General features: G+C 32.3%; 17 protein-coding genes. 10 read left to right on the top strand and 7 right to left on the bottom strand.

What is annotated here, in order from left to right:
* The 5 genes from Q8S45_RS02895 to Q8S45_RS02880 all read right to left on the bottom strand — a co-directional run bounded on the left by Q8S45_RS02895 (position 1) and on the right by Q8S45_RS02880 (position 4,292).
* Positions 1 to 852: a helix-hairpin-helix domain-containing protein gene (locus Q8S45_RS02895; RefSeq protein WP_305601072.1), complete on the bottom strand. Its 852-nt coding sequence runs from the start codon at positions 850 to 852 to the stop codon at positions 1 to 3.
* A 12-nt stretch (positions 853 to 864) separates the two neighbouring features.
* Entirely contained in the window at positions 865 to 2,937 is a 2,073-nt protein-coding gene (locus Q8S45_RS02890) for an amino acid carrier protein (RefSeq protein WP_305601070.1), read from the bottom strand.
* A gap of 120 nt (positions 2,938 to 3,057) precedes the next feature.
* Positions 3,058 to 3,609 (bottom strand): TrkA family potassium uptake protein, encoded by a 552-nt coding sequence (locus Q8S45_RS13950; RefSeq protein ID WP_371132975.1) that lies wholly within the window; start codon positions 3,607 to 3,609, stop codon positions 3,058 to 3,060.
* Positions 3,610 to 3,626: 17 nt separating this feature from the next.
* Positions 3,627 to 3,977: a TrkA family potassium uptake protein gene (locus Q8S45_RS13945; RefSeq protein ID WP_371132973.1), complete on the bottom strand. Its 351-nt coding sequence runs from the start codon at positions 3,975 to 3,977 to the stop codon at positions 3,627 to 3,629.
* 87 nt (positions 3,978 to 4,064) lie between these two features.
* Complete coding sequence (locus Q8S45_RS02880) at positions 4,065 to 4,292, bottom strand: PspC domain-containing protein (RefSeq protein ID WP_305601068.1); 228 nt, start codon at positions 4,290 to 4,292, stop codon at positions 4,065 to 4,067.
* Between the two features lie 105 nt (positions 4,293 to 4,397).
* Here Q8S45_RS02880 and uvrA point away from each other — a divergent pair, with 105 nt between their 5' ends.
* The 9 genes from uvrA to Q8S45_RS02835 all read left to right on the top strand — a co-directional run bounded on the left by uvrA (position 4,398) and on the right by Q8S45_RS02835 (position 17,237).
* Positions 4,398 to 7,223 (top strand): excinuclease ABC subunit UvrA, encoded by a 2,826-nt coding sequence (uvrA, locus tag Q8S45_RS02875; protein WP_305601066.1) that lies wholly within the window; start codon positions 4,398 to 4,400, stop codon positions 7,221 to 7,223.
* A gap of 48 nt (positions 7,224 to 7,271) precedes the next feature.
* Positions 7,272 to 7,985 carry a TIGR00730 family Rossman fold protein gene (locus Q8S45_RS02870; RefSeq protein WP_305601064.1) on the top strand — a complete coding sequence of 238 codons (714 nt, stop codon included), beginning with the start codon at positions 7,272 to 7,274 and terminating at the stop codon, positions 7,983 to 7,985.
* Between the two features lie 10 nt (positions 7,986 to 7,995).
* Positions 7,996 to 10,806, top strand: coding sequence for an aminopeptidase (locus Q8S45_RS02865; protein ID WP_305601062.1), 2,811 nt, complete (start codon positions 7,996 to 7,998; stop codon positions 10,804 to 10,806).
* A gap of 155 nt (positions 10,807 to 10,961) precedes the next feature.
* A complete protein-coding gene (locus Q8S45_RS02860; protein ID WP_305601060.1) occupies positions 10,962 to 13,412 on the top strand; it encodes a thiamine pyrophosphate-dependent enzyme in 2,451 nt (816 codons plus the stop codon).
* Positions 13,413 to 13,589: 177 nt separating this feature from the next.
* Entirely contained in the window at positions 13,590 to 13,820 is a 231-nt protein-coding gene (locus Q8S45_RS02855; protein WP_305601059.1) for a ferredoxin family protein, read from the top strand.
* 15 nt (positions 13,821 to 13,835) lie between these two features.
* On the top strand, positions 13,836 to 14,927 hold the full coding sequence (locus tag Q8S45_RS02850) for a 3-methyl-2-oxobutanoate dehydrogenase subunit VorB (protein WP_305601057.1): 1,092 nt from the start codon (positions 13,836 to 13,838) through the stop codon (positions 14,925 to 14,927).
* Positions 14,918 to 15,691 carry a thiamine pyrophosphate-dependent enzyme gene (locus tag Q8S45_RS02845; RefSeq protein ID WP_305601055.1) on the top strand — a complete coding sequence of 258 codons (774 nt, stop codon included), beginning with the start codon at positions 14,918 to 14,920 and terminating at the stop codon, positions 15,689 to 15,691. The genes Q8S45_RS02850 and Q8S45_RS02845 overlap by 10 nt, the downstream gene beginning before the upstream one ends.
* A 6-nt stretch (positions 15,692 to 15,697) precedes the next feature.
* Positions 15,698 to 16,264, top strand: coding sequence for a 2-oxoacid:acceptor oxidoreductase family protein (locus Q8S45_RS02840; protein WP_305601053.1), 567 nt, complete (start codon positions 15,698 to 15,700; stop codon positions 16,262 to 16,264).
* Between the two features lie 73 nt (positions 16,265 to 16,337).
* Positions 16,338 to 17,237 (top strand): TIGR01777 family oxidoreductase, encoded by a 900-nt coding sequence (locus tag Q8S45_RS02835; RefSeq protein ID WP_305601052.1) that lies wholly within the window; start codon positions 16,338 to 16,340, stop codon positions 17,235 to 17,237.
* A gap of 5 nt (positions 17,238 to 17,242) precedes the next feature.
* Here Q8S45_RS02835 and Q8S45_RS02830 read toward each other — a convergent pair whose 3' ends face one another.
* Positions 17,243 to 18,193, bottom strand: a complete 951-nt coding sequence (locus Q8S45_RS02830; RefSeq protein ID WP_305601051.1) for a nitronate monooxygenase family protein — start codon at positions 18,191 to 18,193, stop codon at positions 17,243 to 17,245.
* A 217-nt stretch (positions 18,194 to 18,410) separates the two neighbouring features.
* On the bottom strand, positions 18,411 to 20,321 hold the full coding sequence (gene dnaK, locus Q8S45_RS02825) for a molecular chaperone DnaK (RefSeq protein WP_305601050.1): 1,911 nt from the start codon (positions 20,319 to 20,321) through the stop codon (positions 18,411 to 18,413).
* Positions 20,322 to 20,735: 414 nt separating this feature from the next.
* Between dnaK and Q8S45_RS02820 the strand changes: the two genes are divergently transcribed.
* Positions 20,736 to 21,071, top strand: a complete 336-nt coding sequence (locus tag Q8S45_RS02820) for a DUF2853 family protein (protein WP_305601048.1) — start codon at positions 20,736 to 20,738, stop codon at positions 21,069 to 21,071.
* The last annotated feature ends 169 nt before the right edge of the window (positions 21,072 to 21,240 follow it).

The raw sequence follows: 21,240 nt of genomic DNA, 5'->3' as shown, positions 1-21,240 counted from the left end.
TTATTTAGCGTCCAAATATAAGGCTATTCTGCTAAATTTATTTAATGGAAAACCTTCTATTTTTTTCAACTCTTCAATAGATTGAATTTCAGCAACTTCTTCTCTATAATTAACAATTTTCTTTGTTAATTCATAATCCATATAGGGGATTTTTAGAATTTCTTTAAAAGTTGCTGTGTTTACATTTAGCTTCTTAATTTGAGGAATCTCAATAACGTGATATTTTTGAAGCACCTTATCCACCACTTCTTTATCTATGTTCCAAACCTCATAAACCTGATCATTTGATGTAAAACCTTGTAATTTCGCCCTGTAGTCAACTATGCGTTTTGCTAATTTGGTACCAATTCCATTAACTGATTCAAAATCTGATTCATTGACTAAATTTATATCTAGCTTTTTGTAAGATTTTTTTACAGTGCTTTCCATAGCTTTATTTGATTGTCTATTTACCCAATCCGGAAATTTTAATGATGGAGCAATTACTTCAAACAAGCTATCACTAATTCTGGTAACAGTTTGAAATTCTTTTGCAGAATTCATATATTTTCCAGTTGCTCTAAATGCAAGCAATCTATCAATTTCTTTTACGCTTAAACCCAATTGATATCCTTTAAAATCTGTTAAATAATTTGGGTTAAAAGGAAAAATTTTATACTTCTTTATTTCTTCTTTATTCTTAGTTTGCTTTTGTGTAGTCTTAGAAATTTCATTTTTTAATATTGGACTAATTCCAGAAGAAAAATCTATATAGAAATATGCGATTTGCACTGATATGATTAAAATAATTAAAAAGAAAATCCCATTTCTTTCTCTTTTATTGAAATTGAAATGGGGTTTTAATGCATTCATATGATATTTATATTATTTTTTCGCCAACCTTTGGGCTTTGTAAAGTTCTCCCGCTTTCAATTTGCGCCAGTATTCGTTTAAATCTACTTTTACTTCACCCGACATTAAATAAAGTCCGATAATATTTGGAAATGCCATGGCCAAAATCATCATATCCGAAAAGTCTAAAACAGCGCCCAAACTAACGGAAGCCCCTACCACAACAAATATTAAAAAGAACATTTTATAAACCATTTCCGCTTTTTTGCTTTTTCCGAACAAATAAGACCAAGCGCGCATTCCGTAGTAAGACCAGGAAATCATGGTAGAAAAAGCAAACAAAAATATGGCGACAGTCAACACATAAGGGAACCAAGAAATTACAGTCCCAAAAGCATCAGAAGTCAATTGTGCGCCGCCCATTCCAACTACTTCATGTTTACCGGTAAAAATTAATACCAAAGCCGTTAATGTACAAACCACAACCGTATCAATAAAAGGTTCCAGCAAAGAAACAAATCCTTCAGATGGAGGATTGTTCGTTTTTGCCACACTGTGTGCAATGGCGGCCGATCCAACTCCCGCTTCATTAGAAAAAGCAGCTCTTTGAAAACCTATAATCAATACGCCTATAATGCCTCCTTTTATTGCGGATGGATTAAATGCCCCTTCAAATATTGCCGTAAATGCCGGACCTATATTTTCTATATTGATAAAAATTACCGCCAAACAGGCAGTAACATATATGGTGGCCATAATGGGAACTATTTTTTCGGTAACCTTGGCAATGCTTTGAATCCCGCCAACGATAACCGCAGCCACAAGCAAAGAAATAATGACGCCAAACCAAAATCCGTAACCAACAAGCGCCGGAATTTGTCCGGAAACCGCTTCAAATGCCTGATTTACCTGAAACATGTTACCGCCGCCAAATGAGGCGCCAACGCACAATACGGCAAATACACCGGCCAAAACCTTTCCTAAAACCTTTTTGTTTTGTTTCTCCAACCCTTTGCGCAAATAATTCATCGGGCCGCCAAAAACCCTTCCGTCAGCAGCTATATCTCTATATTTTACGCCTAAAGTGCACTCCACAAATTTAGAAGACATTCCCAACAATCCGGCAAGAATAATCCAAAAAGTAGCACCGGCGCCACCTAAAGAAATCGCTACTGCAACTCCGGCAATATTCCCCAAACCAACAGTTCCGGAAACCGCGGTTGCAAGCGCCTGAAAATGGGTAACTTCGCCAGGGGCGTTTGGATCGTCATATTTCCCGCGGGCCAAATCAATGGCGTGCCTAAATCCTTTGATGCTTATAAAGCCCATTCTAATTGTGAAAAATAAAGCGCCAATTGACAGCCATATCACAATAAATGGAATATTCTTTTTTTGGACGTCTCCATTTGGATGGAGTAAAGCAATATGTTCATCATATACCACAGCGGCATAATTATGCGCGCCTTCTTCAATGACATCTTTTTTATTGGCAGAATTATATATGGTTTCCCCTTCTTTTGCCAGGTGTTTTAAAGTGCCGTCCACATAAGCTCTCCCCACTATTTCGCTCCCTCCTTTAGAAATAATTGCAATGGTGTCACCCTCCTTAACTTTAGCGCCATCTTCAACCAACCATTTTTTAATCAAAAATTCTCCTTCAATTCCGGGACTCCATCCAGGAATTGGAATGTTCTTTTTTTCTACATATACATTGGGATCATAGATTCCCACTGCGGAAAAAGGATCCCAAAACAATACCATGGCTATGGCATCGACAACAGGCGTAAAAGTTCCGTTAAATCGCTCGGAAATATTTTTCATGGGAACTTTATATTCTTTAGTGACCGTGTTTCCTGAAGCATCTGTGATTATAACACTGTAAGGAACACCTTCTATCAATCCGAAAGCTTTATTGGAAGTTAGCGGAGTGCTTTGATGGCTCCATTTATAAGAATAAGGAGGCGTGCCCCCAAAAACATTCACTTCCATAATTCCATCATTGATTAAACTGGATGGATTCGTGATTTTTTCATTTACAGTAAGATCTTGGGAAAATGCCACGGAAGAAAATAGCAGCAGAATGGGTATTAATAATTTTGAATTCATAGTTTGTCAGTTGGTTAAAATAGGATGCTAAAAAGCCTCCAAGATGCTAAAAAATTTAGCTTACAACAAATTTTTAACCTAAAATTTACAATTTTTTTAATAAGTAGTTAAAAATGAGGCTTATAACGTTTTCCGTAATTTCTTAATTTGATTGGGCTGGCCAAGAACAATTAAATTAAAGTCTTTAGTTAATATTATTTCTGATTCCGTGTTTATAATATATTCATTCTTGGCAGTTTTAAAACCTATTACTGAGCAACCCGTTCTTCTGCGTAAATCCAAATCCCTGATGGTTTTGTTTAAAAATTCTGGGGGCAAGTCATTCACTGAAATTTCCTCTAAATTTGTTGAACCTTCCTCCAATATTGTAAGCTTTTCCACAAATTCAACCAAATCAGTGGTAACCACCAATAATGCCATGTGCATTCCCCCAATTTTATCGGGCATAATAATGTTATTTGCGCCTGCAATTTTTAATTTGTTGCAAGATGATTCGTTTGAAGCCCTGCTAATAATAATGATATCTTTATTCATCTGCCTGGCAGAAAGCACAACAAATAAATTATCTGCATCAGAAGGTAACGCAGAAATTAAACTATTCGCTTTATTTATTTGAGCTTTATTTAGTGCATTATCACTTGTTGCGTCTCCTTCGACATATAATATTCCCATTCTGTCTAACTCCTCAATTATCTCCTTATTTTTTCAATAACCACACAGGGTTTGTTAAATTTAGTTAATTTTGCAATGGCCTGTCTCCCATTTCTTCCATATCCGCAAACTATGGTATGATTTTCTAATTTTTCAATTTTTTGCTCCACTTTTTTATATTTTAGGCGTTTAAAAAAATTACTACTTGCTAAATACTCTGTAACTGCCGAAACAGCATACCCAAAAACACCAATACTAATTACAATTAAAAATACTGTAAATAATTTTTCATATGGGTCTAATGGATGCAATGTGCCAAAACCTACGGTCGACATCGTAATAATGGTCATATACAATGCGTCAATAAATGTTTCACCTGATATAAGCATAAATCATAAATCCACTTACTCCAATAAAAAGAACGATGGCAAGTAAAAATCCCGAAAAGTATAATTTAGTTTTGTTAACCATCGCAATTATAAATCAAAAACCGAATTTCTTTTTGTGTAAATCATATCTTTCAGTCTTAACATAAAAGCAAGCGTTAAATATAATCCAAATGAAAAACCTAAGGTTACAAAGGAAATATAAATAAAAAAAAGTCTAACATTTGAAACACTCATTCCTAATCGATCTGCAAACCTAGAAGATACAGCAAAACCGTGCTTTTCAAAAAAATGACGTATGGAATTAATCCAATCCAATTTATTTCTAATTTTTCTGCAAGATAGTAAAAATCAGAAAATAAGATGAATGCGTTTCCTAATTTTTGAATACATTTTTTTAACTTTGCAACTTTCCTAAAAACTATGGTTAAAAACGAAGAATATATTACAATTCTTGGAGCTCGAGTTCATAATTTAAAAAATATTGACGTCAAAATTCCTAGAGAAAAGTTGGTGGTTATAACTGGACTAAGCGGAAGTGGTAAATCTTCTTTGGCTTTTGATACTATTTATGCCGAGGGCCAGCGACGCTATATTGAAACTTTTTCATCATATGCTAGGCAGTTTTTGGGAGGTATGGAACGACCCGATGTTGATAAAATTGATGGGTTATCACCTGTTATTTCAATCGAGCAAAAAACTACCAATAAAAGTCCAAGATCTACTGTTGGAACCATCACAGAAATTTATGATTTTCTAAGACTTTTTTACGCTAGAACGGCTGACGCTTTTTCTTACAATACCAATAAAAAAATGGTTAGCTATACAGATGAGCAAATAAAAGAACTTATTTGTGAAGAATTTGATAGTAAAAAAATTACTATTTTGGCTCCTGTTGTTAAAGCTAGAAAAGGACATTATAGAGAATTATTTGAACAAATTGCAAAACAGGGATTTGTAAAAGTTAGGGTTAATGGAGAAATAAAAGACATAGAAAAAGGAATGCGTTTGGATCGTTATAAAACGCATGATATTGAAATTGTTATCGACCGTTTATTGGTTAACAACACTTCATTAAAAAGATTGGAAGAATCTATTACAACTGCTTTATATGCAGGAGATAATGTTATTATGGTGTTAGATGAAAGCGATGATTCTCCTCGTTTTTTTAGTCGAGAATTAATGTGTCCCGAAACTGGAATATCATACCCTAGTCCTGAACCAAATTCATTTTCGTTCAACTCACCCAAAGGAGCCTGTGAAAGTTGTAGTGGATTAGGAAAACGCTACAAAGTTAACCACCAAAAAGTAATTCCTAATGATTCAAAAACTATCAAAAACGGAGGGATTCTCCCATTGGGTGAACAAAAAAATACTTGGATTTTTAAGCAAATACAACTAATTGCTGAACGCTATAATTTTTTATTAACAGATCCAATTTCAACAATTCCTAAGGAAGCTCTAGACATTATTTTAAACGGTGGAAATGAAAAATTTGAAATCATTTCAAAGGCTATGGGAATTACCAGAACTTATGAAATTGATTTTGAAGGAATTATAAATTTTATCGAAAACCAGTACCAAAATACTGAATCTACTTCTATTAAAAGATGGGCAAAAGATTTTATGGATGAGATTGCTTGTGAAAGCTGTAATGGAAAACGGCTAAAAAAAGAATCATTATATTTTAAAATAAATGAAAAAAACATTTCAGAAATAGCTCAATTAGATATTATTGAACTTGCAAAATGGTTCGAAAAAATTGAAAATAATCTTTCTGAAAAACAACTTTTAATCGGATCGGAAATTATTAAAGAAATAAGAACTAGAATCCAATTTTTGGTAGATGTTGGATTAGACTATTTATCTTTAGACAGAAGTTCAAAATCGTTATCAGGCGGAGAAGCTCAACGAATTAGACTTGCAACCCAAATCGGGTCACAATTAGTTGGTGTATTATATATTTTAGATGAACCAAGTATTGGTTTACACCAAAGAGACAATCAAAAATTAATTAAATCGCTCTTGAATTTAAGAGATATTGGTAACTCTGTTATTGTTGTTGAGCACGATAAAGAAATGATAGGACAGGCCGATTTTGTTTTAGACATAGGCCCTGGCGCTGGGTCTCATGGAGGCGAAATTGTAAGTGAAGGAACCTTTAAAGAACTATTACAACACAAAACTTTAACTGCCGATTATTTGAATGGTTTTCGAAAAATTGAAACCCCTAAAAAAAGAAGGAAGGGTAATGGAAAGAAAATTATTTTAAAAGGAGCTACTGGAAATAATTTAAAAAACATTACTGTAGAATTTCCATTAGGTCAATTAATTTGTGTTACTGGAGTTTCTGGAAGTGGTAAATCAACTTTAATCAATGAAACCCTTTACCCCATAATTAACCATCACATTTATAGAGGAGTTAAAAAACCAATGCCGTACAAAAGTATTGAAGGGTTAGAGCATATTGACAAAATTATAGCCATTGATCAATCTCCTATTGGTAGAACGCCTCGTTCAAATCCAGCAACGTACACTGGTGTATTTAGCGAAATACGAAATTTATTTGCTAAAACAAATGAAGCTGCTATTAGAGGATACAAACCCGGCCGATTTTCTTTTAATGTAAAAAGCGGAAGGTGTGAATCTTGTCAAGGTGGTGGAGTACGTGTTATAGAAATGAATTTTTTACCCGATGTACAAGTTGAATGCGAAACCTGTCAAGGAAAAAGATTTAATAGAGAAACTTTGGAAATAAGGTATAAAGGAAAATCAATTTCCGATATTTTAAATATGACTATTGAAGATGCCGTTGTATTTTTCGAAAATATTCCAAAAATTTATAGAAGCCTAAAAACAATTGATAGTGTTGGTTTAGGATATATTACGTTAGGTCAACAATCTACAACACTCTCTGGAGGTGAAGCACAGCGAATTAAATTAGCTTCAGAATTATCTAAAAGAGACACCGGAAATACTTTTTATATTTTAGACGAACCAACTACAGGACTTCATTTTGAAGATATTAGAGTATTAATGGAAGTTCTAAATAAACTAACAAATAGAGGAAATACTGTTCTTGTGATAGAGCATAATTTAGATGTAGTTAAATTGGCTGATTATATAATAGATATAGGAATGGAAGGTGGAAAAAAAGGCGGTCAGCTAATATGTGCTGGAACACCTGAAGAAATTATAACTTATAAAAAAAGTTATACTGCTCATTATTTAAAAAAAGAATTAATTTAGCGTTTGCAGAAAAAAAGAAAAGAAATTAATTGAAAAAATGAAAAGAATATGATGATCCCAAATGAAGATAAACAAATACGAGAAAAATTTCAACAAAAAACGTGGAATGAAATTAAAACCAATGATTCTTGGGCGATATTTAAAATAATGTCTGAATTTGTTGATGGATTTGAACGGTTAAGCAAAATTGGACCATGTGTTAGTATTTTTGGTTCAGCTAGAACCAAGGAAGATCATCCTCATTATATTTTAGCAGAAAGCATTGCCTATAAATTAACCCAACATGGGTATGGTGTTGTTACCGGAGGTGGTCCTGGTATAATGGAAGCTGGTAATAGAGGGGCAAAAAGAGGAAAAGGGACTTCGGTTGGTTTAAATATTGAATTACCATTTGAACAAAATGACAACCCATATATAGATTCAGATAAAAGTCTTGATTTTCACTACTTTTTTGTTAGAAAAGTAATGTTTGTAAAATATTCTCAAGGATTTGTTGTAATGCCTGGAGGCTTTGGAACAATGGATGAGCTTTTTGAAGCTATGACATTAATTCAAACAAAAAAAATAGGCAAGTTTCCTATAATTTTAGTTGGAACAAAATATTGGTCTGGTCTAATGGACTGGATTAAAAATGTACTTGTTAATGAAGGAAATATTAGTCCTGAAGACTTAAAATTAATTTCAATTGTTGATACGGAAGATGAAGTTTTAGAAGTAATAGATACTTTCTATAAAAAATATAGTTTAAGTCCAAATTTTTAATATTAATATTTTGAAAAAGAATGTGTTTATTGCACTTTTAATAGGTGTTTTTTGTTTAGAATATACATTTTCTCAAACAGGGAATATTTCAATTTATGCTTCTTTAAATACAGAAAAAAATGAATTAAATATTCAGCAAGAAATTGAGTATTTTAATAATGCTGATTTTCCATTTGCCACCATTCAACTTAATAATTGGCCCAATTCATATAAAGATAAAAATACTCCCTTAGCTAAACGTTTTGTTGAAAACTATTCTAAATCATTTCATTTTACCACAGAAAAAAACAGAGGAAATACCAGCATAAAAAGTATCTCGTCTAATTTTGAGACTCTAAATTTCGAAATTACAACTGAAAGTCCAGATCTTATTACTGTTTTTTTAAAGGAACCTTTACTGCCTAGAAATTCAGTAAAAATTTCGATTTTGTACACAGTAAAATTCCCAAGAGACAAATTTACAAGCTACGGATTTGGTAATCAAGTGTATAATTTACGCTATTGGTATATTGCTCCAGCTGTATTCAAAAATGGTTGGCAAACGTACAGCAACTTGGATATGGATGATTTGTATATTGACAATATCAATTACAAAATAAATATAGACATCCCGAAAGATTACCATTTAATTAGTGATCTCGCACAACTAACCGACTCTTTAGGGCATATTGACAGATATTCTTTGGTCGGTTTAAAAAGACAAGATGTTGAATTAATCATTACTAAAAACAATAATTTTACAACATACCCAACAAATCCAGTTATGTTAATTTCTGATATGGGAAATGAAAAATTGAGTGTTCCAATAAAAACTGAAATATTAAATAGAGAACTTTCATTTTTAGAATCATATTTAGGTTCCTTTCCAAACAAAAAGTTGTTAATCAATAAAATTGAGTACGACAAGAATCCAGTGTATGGTTTTAACCAATTGCCATCTTTTTTAGCACCTTTTAGCGATATTTTTGAATTTGATATTAATTTTTTTAAAATTCTATCAAAAAAATATATCGACCATGTTTTCCTTTTTAATCAAAGAAATGATTATTGGTTAGCAGAAGGTTTACAAACTTATCTAATGATGAAGTATGTTGAAAAATTTTATCCTGAAGTAAAAGCAATTGGAAATGTTTCCAAAATATGGGGTATTAAAAATTTTAACCTAGCAAAAATTGATTTTAATGAAAGTTATTCAATTGTTTATCAGTTTGCTGCTCGTAAAAATTTGGATCAAGCATTAATAACAAGAGCCGATTCTCTTTCAAATTTTAATAGAAAAATTGTAAACAAATATAAGGCAGGGCTAGGATTGCGATATCTCGAAAATTATTTGGAAAAAGATGTTGTAAAAAATGCCATTTTACAATATTCCAATGAAAACTCTATTAAATATGCCGAATCCTACAAATTTTTAGATTATTTAAAAACCGAAAAAAATATTGATTGGTTTAAAAACGACTACATTAAAACCAATAAAAAAATTGATTATACCATTAGTGGAATTGAAAAAATTGGAGATTCCATTAAAGTGAACATTTTAAATAAAAGAAATTTTACAATACCCGTTGAATTGTATGGCATTAAAAACAAACATATTCTTTTTTCAAAATGGCTCACAGAAATAGATTCTACGTTAACTGTAACTATTCCAAAAAATGGTTTTGACAGATTATCATTAAACTATGAATCCTTTTTACCAGAATATGATTTAAAAAATAATTGGAAAAATACCGAAGGAAAATTGTTTAATAGACCCATACAGTTCAAAATTTTTAGAGATATAGAAAACCCTTATTACAACCAAATATTTTATACACCTGAAGTAAGATATAACTATTACGACGGATTTTTAGCTGGCGTTTCTTTAACCAACAAAACCATTTTAGACAAAATTTTTTCATACAAACTAAACCCTTTTTATGGCACCAAGAGCAATAAATTTTCTGGTTCCTACTCTGTATTATATGAATATCTTCCTGAAAATAATAAAATAAATAAATTTTCGGCTGGTGTTGTTGGAAGCAATTTCCAATATGCAAAAGACCTAAATTACAATACACTAACTCCTTTTGCTTTGCTCGAATTTAAAAGAAAAAGTTTAAGAGATGTTAGTGGAAGTGCTATTTCAGCTAGTTATACATTAGTCGATCGAGAAAAATCTCCCACACAAATACAACATATAGAAACTAATAAATACAATGTTTTTAACATTGGTTATGGATACAGCAAACCTGATATAATTGAAGATATTAGATTTTCGACAGGATTTCAACTATCAAATAAATTTAGCAAAGTTTCTTTAACCGGCCATTATAGAATTTTAACAGATGCCAATACACAATTCGATTTTAGAGTATTTGCAGGAGCTTTTTTAAAAAACAATACTGAAACGAACTTTTTTGATTTTGCGCTAGACCGTCCAACAGATTATTTATTTCAATATGATTATTTGGGCAGATCGGAAACTTCAGGTTTTATGAGCCAACAAATTATTATTAATGAAGGAGGTTTTAAAAGTCAACTTCCCGTTTCTTACGCAAATCAATGGTTAACAACTATCAATTCAAGTGTTGGAATTTGGAGATGGTTTGAAATTTATAATGATGTTGGTTTTGTTAAAAATAAAGGAAATAAAGTCTATTTTGCCTATGAAAATGGAGTTCGCCTTAATTTTATTCAAGATATTCTGGAAGTATATTTTCCAATGAATTCCAACTTGGGTTGGGAAATTTCTCAATCTAATTATAGCTCTAAAATTAGATTTGTATTGGTTATAAAGCCTAAAAGAATTTATAACTTTGTTAAAAGAGGATTCTATTAAAATTAAAGTTTGATAGATTATTTCATTTTTTTTGATTAATTCATAATAATGTCGTGAAAACAATATAAATGTTTGAATATTTATCAAAAATTTTCTTATATTTTTAATTATCATTTAAAAATAGTAAGTTTGTAAAAACTAAACAAAATCATAAAATGCAGCTAAAATCTTCCGAAATAAATCAAGAACAATTATCTTTTAATGAGTTTAAAAAGGAAGTGCTACGCGATTATAAAATTGCTGTAATTAGTAGAGAATGCAGTTATTTGGGGAGAAGAGAAGTTTTAACAGGTAAAGCCAAATTTGGAATTTTTGGTGACGGAAAAGAGGTGCCACAACTAGCAATGGCTAAGGCATTTAAAAAAGGCGATTTTAGATCTGGGTACTACAGAGACCAAACTTTTATGATGGCAATTGGAGAACTTACACCTCAGCAATTTTTTGCTGGTTTGTACGCACACCCCGATATTGAAGCAGACCCAATGTCTGGTGGTCGTCAAATGGGTGGTCACTTCTCAACACACAGTTTAGATGAAAATGGAGACTTTAAAAATTTAACTGAGCAGTACAATTCAAGTAGCGACATTTCTCCAACTGCAGGACAAATGCCCCGAATGTTAGGTATTGCACAGGCGTCAAAATTATATAGACAATTACCTGATATTAAAAATTCAAAGTTTTCTAACAATGGAAATGAAGTTTCATGGGGAACTATTGGAAATGCAAGTACTTCTGAAGGAATATTTTTTGAAACAATAAATGCAGCAGGTGTGCTTCAAGTTCCTATGATTATTAATGTATGGGATGACGATTACGGTATTTCTGTACCAGCAAAATATCAAACCACCAAAGAAAGTATTTCAGAAATATTAAAAGGGTTTCAGCGTGATGAATGCGGTGCAGGCTACGAAATTTTTGTAGTTAAAGGATGGGATTACCCTCAACTAATTGATGTGTATGCCAAAGCTTCAAAAATTGCACGCGAAGAACATGTTCCTGTTTTAATACATGTAAAAGATTTAACACAACCTCAAGGTCATTCTACTTCTGGTTCTCACGAGCGATACAAAACACCAGAACGTTTAATTTGGGAAAAACAACACGACTGTGTTGCTAAAATGAGAGATTGGATTTTAGAATTTGAATTAATAGATCAAAATGATACTATTTTGAAATTTGTAGATTCGGAAAATGAATTAATTCAAATTGAAAAAGACGCTAAAAAACAGGTAAGTCAGGCAAAAAGAGAAGCTTGGTTCGCCTTTTCAAATCCAGTAATAGAAGAAAAAGAAAAATTAATAATTTTATTAAATAATCTTGCCAATAAAAGTAATAGCAACGCTTTTATCACTAAATTAAAAAATGAATTAAACGAAATAATTGATCCAGCCAAAAAAGATTTACTTTCCACAGCGAGACGTGTAATTGTTTATGTTAGAAATGAAAATTTGATAGAAAAACAAGACTTACAACATTGGATTGTTTCCTATTTAAAAAGTGAGCAATTTAAATATAGTTCGCATTTATATAGTAATAGTGAACACCGAACAGATACTATTAATGAAATAAAACCTACCTATAATACGGATTCAGAATTAGTTGATGGCAGAATTATAATAAAAGAAAATTTTGATTTTTTATTTTCTAAATATAACAACCTATTTATTTTTGGAGAAGATTCTGGTAATATTGGTGATGTAAATCAGGGATTAGTGGGCTTACAAGAAAAATACGGCTTACTTCGTGTTACAGATACAGGAATTAGAGAGGCTACCATTATTGGTCAAGGTATAGGAATGGCTTTAAGAGGTTTAAGACCCATTGCAGAAATTCAATATTTAGATTACTTATTATATGCAATTCAAATATTGAGTGATGATTTAGCAACGCTACACTACAGAACTGTGGGTAAACAAAAAGCACCACTTATTATTAGAACGCGTGGTCACAGGTTAGAAGGAATTTGGCATTCAGGTTCTCCTATGGGAGCATTAGTTCATATGCTTCGGGGTATAAATATTTTAGTTCCTAGAAATATGACTAAAGCTGCCGGATTTTACAACTCGCTTTTAGAATGTGATGAACCAGCTTTAATTGTTGAAAATTTAAATGGATATCGATTAAAAGAAAAACTTCCAACTAATATAGGTGAATTTAAAACCCCTATTGGCGTTGTAGAAACAGTAAAAAGCGGCAGAGATGTTACAGTACTATCTTATGGCTCTACTTTAAAAGTAATTGAAGATGTAATTACCAATTTAGCCCAAGTGGATATTGATATTGAATTGATAGATGCTCAAAGTCTACTTCCATTTGATAAAAACCACGACGTGGTTAAAAGCATTCAAAAAACAAATAGAATAATTATTATTGATGAAGATGTTTCTGGTGGAGCTTCAGCCTATCTTTTAAATGAAATTTTGGAAAAACAAGATGCATATCAGTATTTAGATAGCAAACCCGTAACACTTACTGCAAAAGAACATAGAGCTGCATATGGTACGGATGGCGATTATTTTTCAAAACCTAATGAAGAGGATGTTTTTGAAGCTATTTATAATTTGATGAACGAGGTAAATCCTAAAAAATATCCAAAACTTTACTAGGCCAATAATGCCACTTACAATCTTTTAAATTAAACAAAGTTCTTTTTTTAATATATTTGATCTAAATATATTAAATGATTGATCATATTGACAAATATCATTGTTTCTATAACGTTTTCGTAATATCTTTGAAGATAATAAAATTACAGTACCTTATTTACTAATAAAATTATCAAAATGGCAAAAGTTAAAGGGGCAATAGTAGTAGATACAGAAGCTTGTAAAGGATGTGAGGTTTGCATCCCTGTTTGTTTAGACAATGTAATTAGTATGTCAACAGAAGTTAATCGTAAAGGATACCATTACGCTTATATGAGTAATCCTGAAGCCTGTACTGGTTGCACTAATTGCGGAGTTGTTTGTCCAGATAGAGCTATTTCTGTGTATCGAGTTAAAGTATCCGTTTAAAAATTAAACCCAAGTATGTCTGAATTAAAATTAATGAAAGGTAACGAAGCATTAGCAGAAGCTCTTATTCGAGTTGGAGCCGATGCCTATTTTGGATACCCTATCACTCCTCAATCTGAAGTAATTGAATATTTAATGACCGAAAGACCTGAACTTCGAACAGGTATGGTTGTTTTACAAGCTGAAAGTGAAATTGCAGCAATTAATATGGTATATGGAGCCGCAAGTACTGGTAAAAAAGTACTTACCTCTTCTTCTAGCCCTGGTATTTCTTTAAAATTAGAAGGAATCTCCTATTTGGCAGGTGCAGAATTACCTGCTGTAATTGTAAATGTAGTGCGAGGTGGGCCAGGTTTAGGAACCATTCAACCATCGCAAGCCGATTATTTTCAATCTGTAAAAGGTGGTGGTCATGGTGATTATAAATTATATGTTTTAGCTCCTGCTTCGGTTCAAGAAATGGCTGATTTTGTTGAAGATGCGTTTGATATCGCATTTAAATATAGAGCACCAGTACTAATTCTTTCCGATGGGGTTATTGGTCAAATGATGGAAAAAGTTTATTTAAAGGAGCAAGTTCCAAGACTAACTAATGAAGAACTTATAGAAAAATATGGAAGTTGGGCTGTAACAGGTAAAACAAAGGGCAGAGAGCGCAATATAATTACTTCATTGGATTTGCAATCCGAAAAAATGGAAGCCAGAGTTCGTCATTTAATGAAAAAATATGAGCAAATGGAGCAAGAAGATATGCGTTATGAAAAAATTCAATGCGATGATGCTGAATATTTAATAGTTGCGTATGGCTCGAGTGCAAGAATCAGCCAAAAAACAGTTGAACTAGCCCGGAAAAAAGGTATTAAAGTTGGGTTACTTCGACCAATAACTTTATTTCCTTATCCTAAAAAGCCATTAATGGATTTAACACCTCAATTAAAGGGCATTCTAAGTGTAGAATTAAATGCCGGACAAATGATAGAAGATGTTCAATTATCGGTTGAATTTAAGGTTCCCGTTGCACATTTTGGAAGAACTGGTGGTGTAATTCACACACCTGAAGAAATTTTAGAAGCACTACAACAAAAAATCAATAACACATGGAATTAATTGACATAATTAGACCCGAAAATCAAGTCTTTTGCAAAACCAAATTAATGACAGATATACCATTATCTTATTGCCCCGGATGTGGACACGGTACTGCTCATAATATAGTTATGGAAGTAATAGACGAAATGGGAATTGTTGAAGATACAATTGGTGTTGCTCCAGTTGGCTGTTCTGTTCTTGCATACGACTTTATGAATATAGATATTACACAAGCTGCGCATGGTAGAGCACCTGCTGTGGCAACAGCAATATCAAGAATTTGGCCAGAAAAATATGTTTTCACTTACCAAGGTGATGGCGATTTAGCTGCTATTGGTACAGGAGAAACAATACACGCTTGTAACAGAGGTGAAAATATAGTTATTGTTTTTGTGAACAATGGTATTTATGGTATGACTGGCGGTCAAATGGCACCAACAACATTACCAAATATGCCTTCTTCAACTTCTCCTTACGGTAGAGATACCACCACCATGGGATTTCCCCTAAAAATGACAGAGCTGGTTGCGAATCTTCCTGGAGTTTACTTTGTAAGTCGTCAATCTGTACACACTCATAAGCACGCCAGAAAAGCAAAAAAAGCAATTGAAAAAGCGTTTGAAAACACACGTCTAAAAAAAGGATTATCATTTGTTGAAATAGTTTCTAACTGCAATTCTGGGTGGAAAATGACACCGATTGAATCCAATATTTGGATGGAAGAAAATATGTTCCCCTATTTTCCTTTAGGCGATATTAAAGTTGATGGTATTCTAAAATAACACAGTATGACAGAAGAAATTATTATAGCTGGTTTTGGCGGACAAGGAGTTTTATCTATGGGTAAAATATTGGCATATTCTGGCATTATGCAAAATCAGGAAGTAAGTTGGATGCCTTCTTACGGTCCAGAAATGAGAGGTGGTACTGCAAATGTTACTGTAATATTAAGTGACGAACGAATTAGCTCACCATATTTAAGAGTTTTTGATACTGCCATTATTTTAAATCAACAATCTATGGATAAGTTCGAAGAAATGGTTAGACCTGGCGGAACACTTATTTACGATCCAAATGGAATTATACAACATCCAACAAGAACTGATATTGATATTTTTCAAATTGCAGCTAATAGTTTATCTATAGAAATGGGAAATAAAAAAATATTTAATATGATTGTACTTGGTGCCTTTCTAAAAATTAGGCCAATAGTTTTATTGGATAATGTTATAGAAGGTCTTAAAAAATCATTACCCGAACGTTATCACGATTTAATTCCGCTTAACAAGCAAGCAATAACAAAAGGAATGGAATCTGTTACTCAACACATTGTAAAGGAAACTACCGTTTCATAATTATAGATTTTTTAGTTTTTTAAAAAAATCAGTTATTTTGTAGTACATTAACTACTCAGTAACTGATTTTTTTATGGCTACAATTCTTGTAACAGGTGCATCTGGATTAATTGGAAAACAATTATGTATTCTTTTAAAACAAAAAGGGCATTTAGTAAAAGTACTTTCTCGAAATAAAGCCAACACTAACAATTCATATTACTGGGATATTGACGCAAATTTTATTGATGAAGAAGCATTATTAAATACTGAATTTATTATCCATTTAGCGGGTGAAAATATTGGCGGTAAACAATGGACAAAAAGTCAAAAACAACATATTATTGATAGTAGAGTCAAATCTGCCAATTTATTATACAACACAGTCAAAAGATTGAATATCAACTTAAAAGGATTTATTGCAGCATCTGGAGTTGGATATTATGGAGCTGAAACAACTAAAAAAACTTATACTGAAAAAGATGTTTCTGGCTCAGATTTTTTAAGTACAGTATGCTTGCAATGGGAAAATGTCTCTAAACAATTTAAACAACTGGGTATTAGAACCGTTATTTTAAGAACAGGAGTCGTGTTTTCAAAAAAAGGTGGTGCTTTAGAAAAAATAATAAAACCTATAAAATTAGGTTTTGGAGCAGTGTTAGGAAATGGCAATCAATTTATGCCTTGGATTCATATAAATGATTTATGCAAAATGTATGCTCAGGCCGTTGAAAATGAAAATTTAAATGGTATTTATAATGCCGTATCACCTGAATTTATAACAAATAAACAAGTAACTGAACTCTTAGCAAAAGACTTAGGTAAAAAAATATGGCTTCCAAATATTCCTGCTTTCATATTAAAATTTGCACTTGGTAAAATGTCCAATTTAATATTGGAAGGAAGCAGAATTTCTGCTGAAAAAATTATAAAAACTGGATTTAAATTTAAATACGCTAATTTAAAAGAAGCCCTCAATAATTTACTAAATTAAAATGGTTAAGAAACTAACTTCGTGATAATTTCTTTTACAGGTAAAATGGCTGTAGTATGCTCAATACTTGGGCCTGCAACCCAAACTGTTTTATAAGTAGCTTTTGTCGCTGCGTTTGTTACTGCATTGGTTCCAATCATAAACCTGACCATTTTAACCCACTTTTTAAGTTTTTTATTTTTGTTTAAAAACGATTCAATCCAAGATTGCTTTGTTCCAATTTTTTGAACGTAAGTTGTATTTATAACTGTACAGGGTGTGCCTGAAATTCTCTCTGTCATAATAATATCTTTTGCACCATAATTTACACATGCTTGCTTATATTCTTGTGTAACACCAGCTTCATTAGATGCTATAAATGGGCTACCAACTGAAACACCTTCAGCACCATAACTAAGCATTTTATCAATATCAGCTTTGCACCCTACACCACCCGCAGAAATAACAGGAATGATGCAATTAGCAACCAATAATTTTATCAATTCTTCACCACTCATCAATCCTCTATGTCCGCCAGCCTCATTATTTACTGCAATTATTGCATCGGCACCTAAACTTTCAACTTTTTGAGCAAATTTTAAATCGGTTACATCACAAAATACTTTGATATTTTTTTTATGAGCTTCCTTAATAGTTTCTTCTGGACTGCCCAATGAAGTAATAATGAAATCTACACCTTCTTCACAAATTACTTCTAGCTGCCCTTTAAATTTTAAATTCGATTTATTTACAATTAAATTAAACCCAAACGAACCTCCATCAACTTTTGCCGCTTTCAATTCTTTTATTGCAACTCTTAAATCGTCGAGTGTTCTATAATTTAATGCAGGGATACAACCAGCAATACCACTTTTCATTGCTTCAATTACCATTGCTGTATTGGATACCAAAAACATGGGTGCTTGAATTATTGGATATTTAATTTGTAATAAGGTTGCTAGTTTTGCTGATTTCATTTATAAGATTTTTTCAAATATAATAATTTATGATGCACGCCTAGTTAAATTTCAAAATAAAAAACAGGTTGCCTGTGAAGTAAAATCTTTCGTCAAAATTATCCTCAACTCTTCCTAATGTAACAATTAAGGATGAGGGTTTAACACATATTAAATACCGCTATTTTAAACAAAAAAAGCCTCCCAAAAGGAGGCTTCAAATTTATCTCAAAAGAACTTATTCTTCTTTTACTTCTTCAAAATCTACATCTTGCACATTATCCCCATCGTTTTTTGCCTGTGCATTTCCTGCATCACCCGTTGGACCTTCTTGCGTTTGACCATCTTGTTGTGCTTTGTACATTTCTTCGCTTGCAACTTTCCAAGCTTCATTAATTTTCTCCATGGCTACATCAATTTGAGCAACATCTTTAATTTCATGAGCTTTTTTCAATTCTGCAAGAGCTGCCTCAATTGGCTCTTTTTTATCAGCAGATAATTTTTCGCCAAACTCTTTTAACTGTTTTTCTGTTTGAAAAATCATAGAATCTGCAGCATTTATTTTTTCGGCAGTTTCTTTAGCTAATTTATCGGCATCCGCATTTGCCTCGGCATCTGCTCTCATTTTTTTGATTTCCTCTTCTGTTAAACCAGAAGAAGCTTCAATTCTAATATCTTGTGTTTTCCCTGTAGCTTTATCACCAGCAGTTACATGAATAATACCATTAGCATCAATATCAAAAGTTACTTCAATTTGAGGAGTACCCCTTTGTGCTGGAGGAATACCATCTAAATGAAAACGACCGATAGTTTTATTATCTGCTGCCATAGCACGCTCACCTTGCAACACGTGTATTTCTACAGAAGGCTGATTGTCAGCTGCGGTAGAGAACACCTGCGATTTTTTAGTTGGAATTGTTGTATTAGCTTCAATTAATTTAGTCATTACATTACCCATAGTTTCAATACCTAATGAAAGTGGTGTAACATCTAACAACAAAACATCTTTAACATCTCCTGATAAAACTCCACCTTGAATAGCGGCTCCAATAGCAACAACTTCATCTGGGTTTACCCCTTTTGATGGGGTTTTTCCAAAGAATTTCTCAACAGCCTCAACTACTGCAGGTATACGTGTTGAGCCACCTACTAAAATAACTTCATCGATATCTCCAGTAGTTAAACCAGCCGCTTTCAATGCAGTTCTACAAGGTTCTATAGTTCTTTTAATTAAATCGTCTATTAATTGCTCAAATTTTGCTTTTGTTAAGCTACGCACCAAATGTTTTGGTCCACTTGCAGTTGCAGTAACATATGGCAAATTAATTTCGGTAACAGCTGAAGATGACAACTCTATTTTTGCTTTTTCAGCAGCTTCTTTTAAACGTTGTAAAGCCATTGGATCTTTTCTTAAATCCAATGCTTCTTCAGCTTTAAATTCATCAGCTAACCAATCTATAATTTTTTGATCAACATCATCTCCTCCTAAATGTGTATCACCATCAGTAGATAATACTTCAAAAACGCCATCTCCTAATTCTAAAATTGAAACGTCATGTGTTCCACCACCAAAATCGAAAACAACAATTTTTTGGTCAATTCCTTTTTTATCCATACCATAAGCCAATGCCGCAGCAGTAGGCTCATTGATAATTCGACTTACTTTTAAACCCGCAATTTCACCTGCCTCTTTAGTGGCTTGACGTTGCGAATCGTTAAAATAAGCTGGCACAGTTATAACCGCTTCAGTAACTTCAGTGCCTAAATAATCTTCAGCGGTTTTCTTCATTTTTTGAAGAATCATTGCAGATATTTCTTGCGGTGTATATAATCTACCATCGATATCAACACGCGGCGTATCATTATCTCCTTTTACAACTTTGTAAGGTACACGTTCTGCTTCCATTTTAGATTCAGAATATTTATTACCCATAAATCTTTTAATAGAATAAACTGTTTTTAAAGGATTGGTAACTGCCTGACGTTTTGCAGGATCACCTACTTTACGCTCTCCTCCTTCAATAAATGCAACAATTGAAGGAGTTGTTCTTTTCCCTTCTGAATTAGGGATTACAACTGGCTCATTTCCTTCCATTACAGATACACAAGAGTTGGTAGTTCCTAAATCTATTCCAATAATTTTACCCATTTTATTTTATTTTAATTTTCTAATTTTTTGTTTTTAATAACTTAATTTCAAATAGTCAATGATTATGCCATTGCAAAAAATATGTCAAGATGTCAGAAAAGCAAAATTTAATGAAGCATTAATTCATTTCAATATTTCTAACTCCCCCTTTAATCAATTCAAAATTTATTCTGTTTTAGGCTGAACTAACACAAGATTCTGATACTAAAAAATGGAAAAATTCACCTAAATAAAGTAATGAAAAACCTGAGGGTTACAACTAAATACATGTCTGCTAAATGCAAAGAAGCATCCGAAGAAGGGTTAACAGTAAGTGTAAACATTTCAGATTGCTGATTTGATATTTAATTTTCACACTTTTATTTATTATATTTGAAGTTAATAAACCTTTTTATTAATAAAAAAAATTTATCTATGAGTAAATTCGATGAAAAAATTGTGCAATATCAAAATGAGATGACTAAGTTGGGGCTTAAGTTTGATGTTGCCTTATTAACTAAAGTTACAAAAGGATTGGGTCCTTCAATTTACAAAGCAGACGCTGAAACAGTTTCAGGTACCGATGAAAAAGAGCTCGAGAGAGTTAAAACTAATTTTTTAATAAAAAAATTAGGGTTGCCCGATGGTCCAAAACTTGACAAAGCTATTTCAGATGTTATTGAAAAAGTTGGAAAATCTAATAGAAGTAAATATAGAGCCATTTTCTATTATTTATTGGTAAAAGAATTAGGTCAAGAATCTAAATATTAACCAAACTACCTTCTTACAAAAAAACCGCCTAAAATAGACTGCCCCCAAAAAGTTAGACACTATTTGGGGGTATTTTTATGGAAAGAAAAGTGAAATATGATTACACATTTAAACTTGAATGTGTAAAATTAGTATTAGAGAAACATTATTCATGTTTATTAGTTTCAAA

Source organism: Lutibacter sp., from assembly GCF_030692605.1.
Taxonomy (GTDB): Bacteria; Bacteroidota; Bacteroidia; order Flavobacteriales; family Flavobacteriaceae; genus Lutibacter.
This window is presented reverse-complemented; position numbering and strand designations above follow the sequence as displayed.

Coding starts and splice junctions, on each gene's coding strand:
- Q8S45_RS02830 (WP_305601051.1), bottom strand. CDS start 18,193: ATGAAATCAGCAAAACTAGCAACCTTATTACAAATTAAATATCCAATA.
- dnaK (WP_305601050.1), bottom strand. CDS start 20,321: ATGGGTAAAATTATTGGAATAGATTTAGGAACTACCAACTCTTGTGTA.
- Q8S45_RS02890 (WP_305601070.1), bottom strand. CDS start 2,937: ATGAATTCAAAATTATTAATACCCATTCTGCTGCTATTTTCTTCCGTG.
- uvrA (WP_305601066.1), top strand. CDS start 4,398: ATGGTTAAAAACGAAGAATATATTACAATTCTTGGAGCTCGAGTTCAT.
- Q8S45_RS02860 (WP_305601060.1), top strand. CDS start 10,962: ATGCAGCTAAAATCTTCCGAAATAAATCAAGAACAATTATCTTTTAAT.
- Q8S45_RS02835 (WP_305601052.1), top strand. CDS start 16,338: ATGGCTACAATTCTTGTAACAGGTGCATCTGGATTAATTGGAAAACAA.
- Q8S45_RS02895 (WP_305601072.1), bottom strand. CDS start 852: ATGAATGCATTAAAACCCCATTTCAATTTCAATAAAAGAGAAAGAAAT.
- Q8S45_RS02840 (WP_305601053.1), top strand. CDS start 15,698: ATGACAGAAGAAATTATTATAGCTGGTTTTGGCGGACAAGGAGTTTTA.
- Q8S45_RS13950 (WP_371132975.1), bottom strand. CDS start 3,609: ATGGGAATATTATATGTCGAAGGAGACGCAACAAGTGATAATGCACTA.
- Q8S45_RS02855 (WP_305601059.1), top strand. CDS start 13,590: ATGGCAAAAGTTAAAGGGGCAATAGTAGTAGATACAGAAGCTTGTAAA.
- Q8S45_RS02820 (WP_305601048.1), top strand. CDS start 20,736: ATGAGTAAATTCGATGAAAAAATTGTGCAATATCAAAATGAGATGACT.
- Q8S45_RS13945 (WP_371132973.1), bottom strand. CDS start 3,977: ATGCTTATATCAGGTGAAACATTTATTGACGCATTGTATATGACCATT.
- Q8S45_RS02870 (WP_305601064.1), top strand. CDS start 7,272: ATGATGATCCCAAATGAAGATAAACAAATACGAGAAAAATTTCAACAA.
- Q8S45_RS02850 (WP_305601057.1), top strand. CDS start 13,836: ATGTCTGAATTAAAATTAATGAAAGGTAACGAAGCATTAGCAGAAGCT.
- Q8S45_RS02845 (WP_305601055.1), top strand. CDS start 14,918: ATGGAATTAATTGACATAATTAGACCCGAAAATCAAGTCTTTTGCAAA.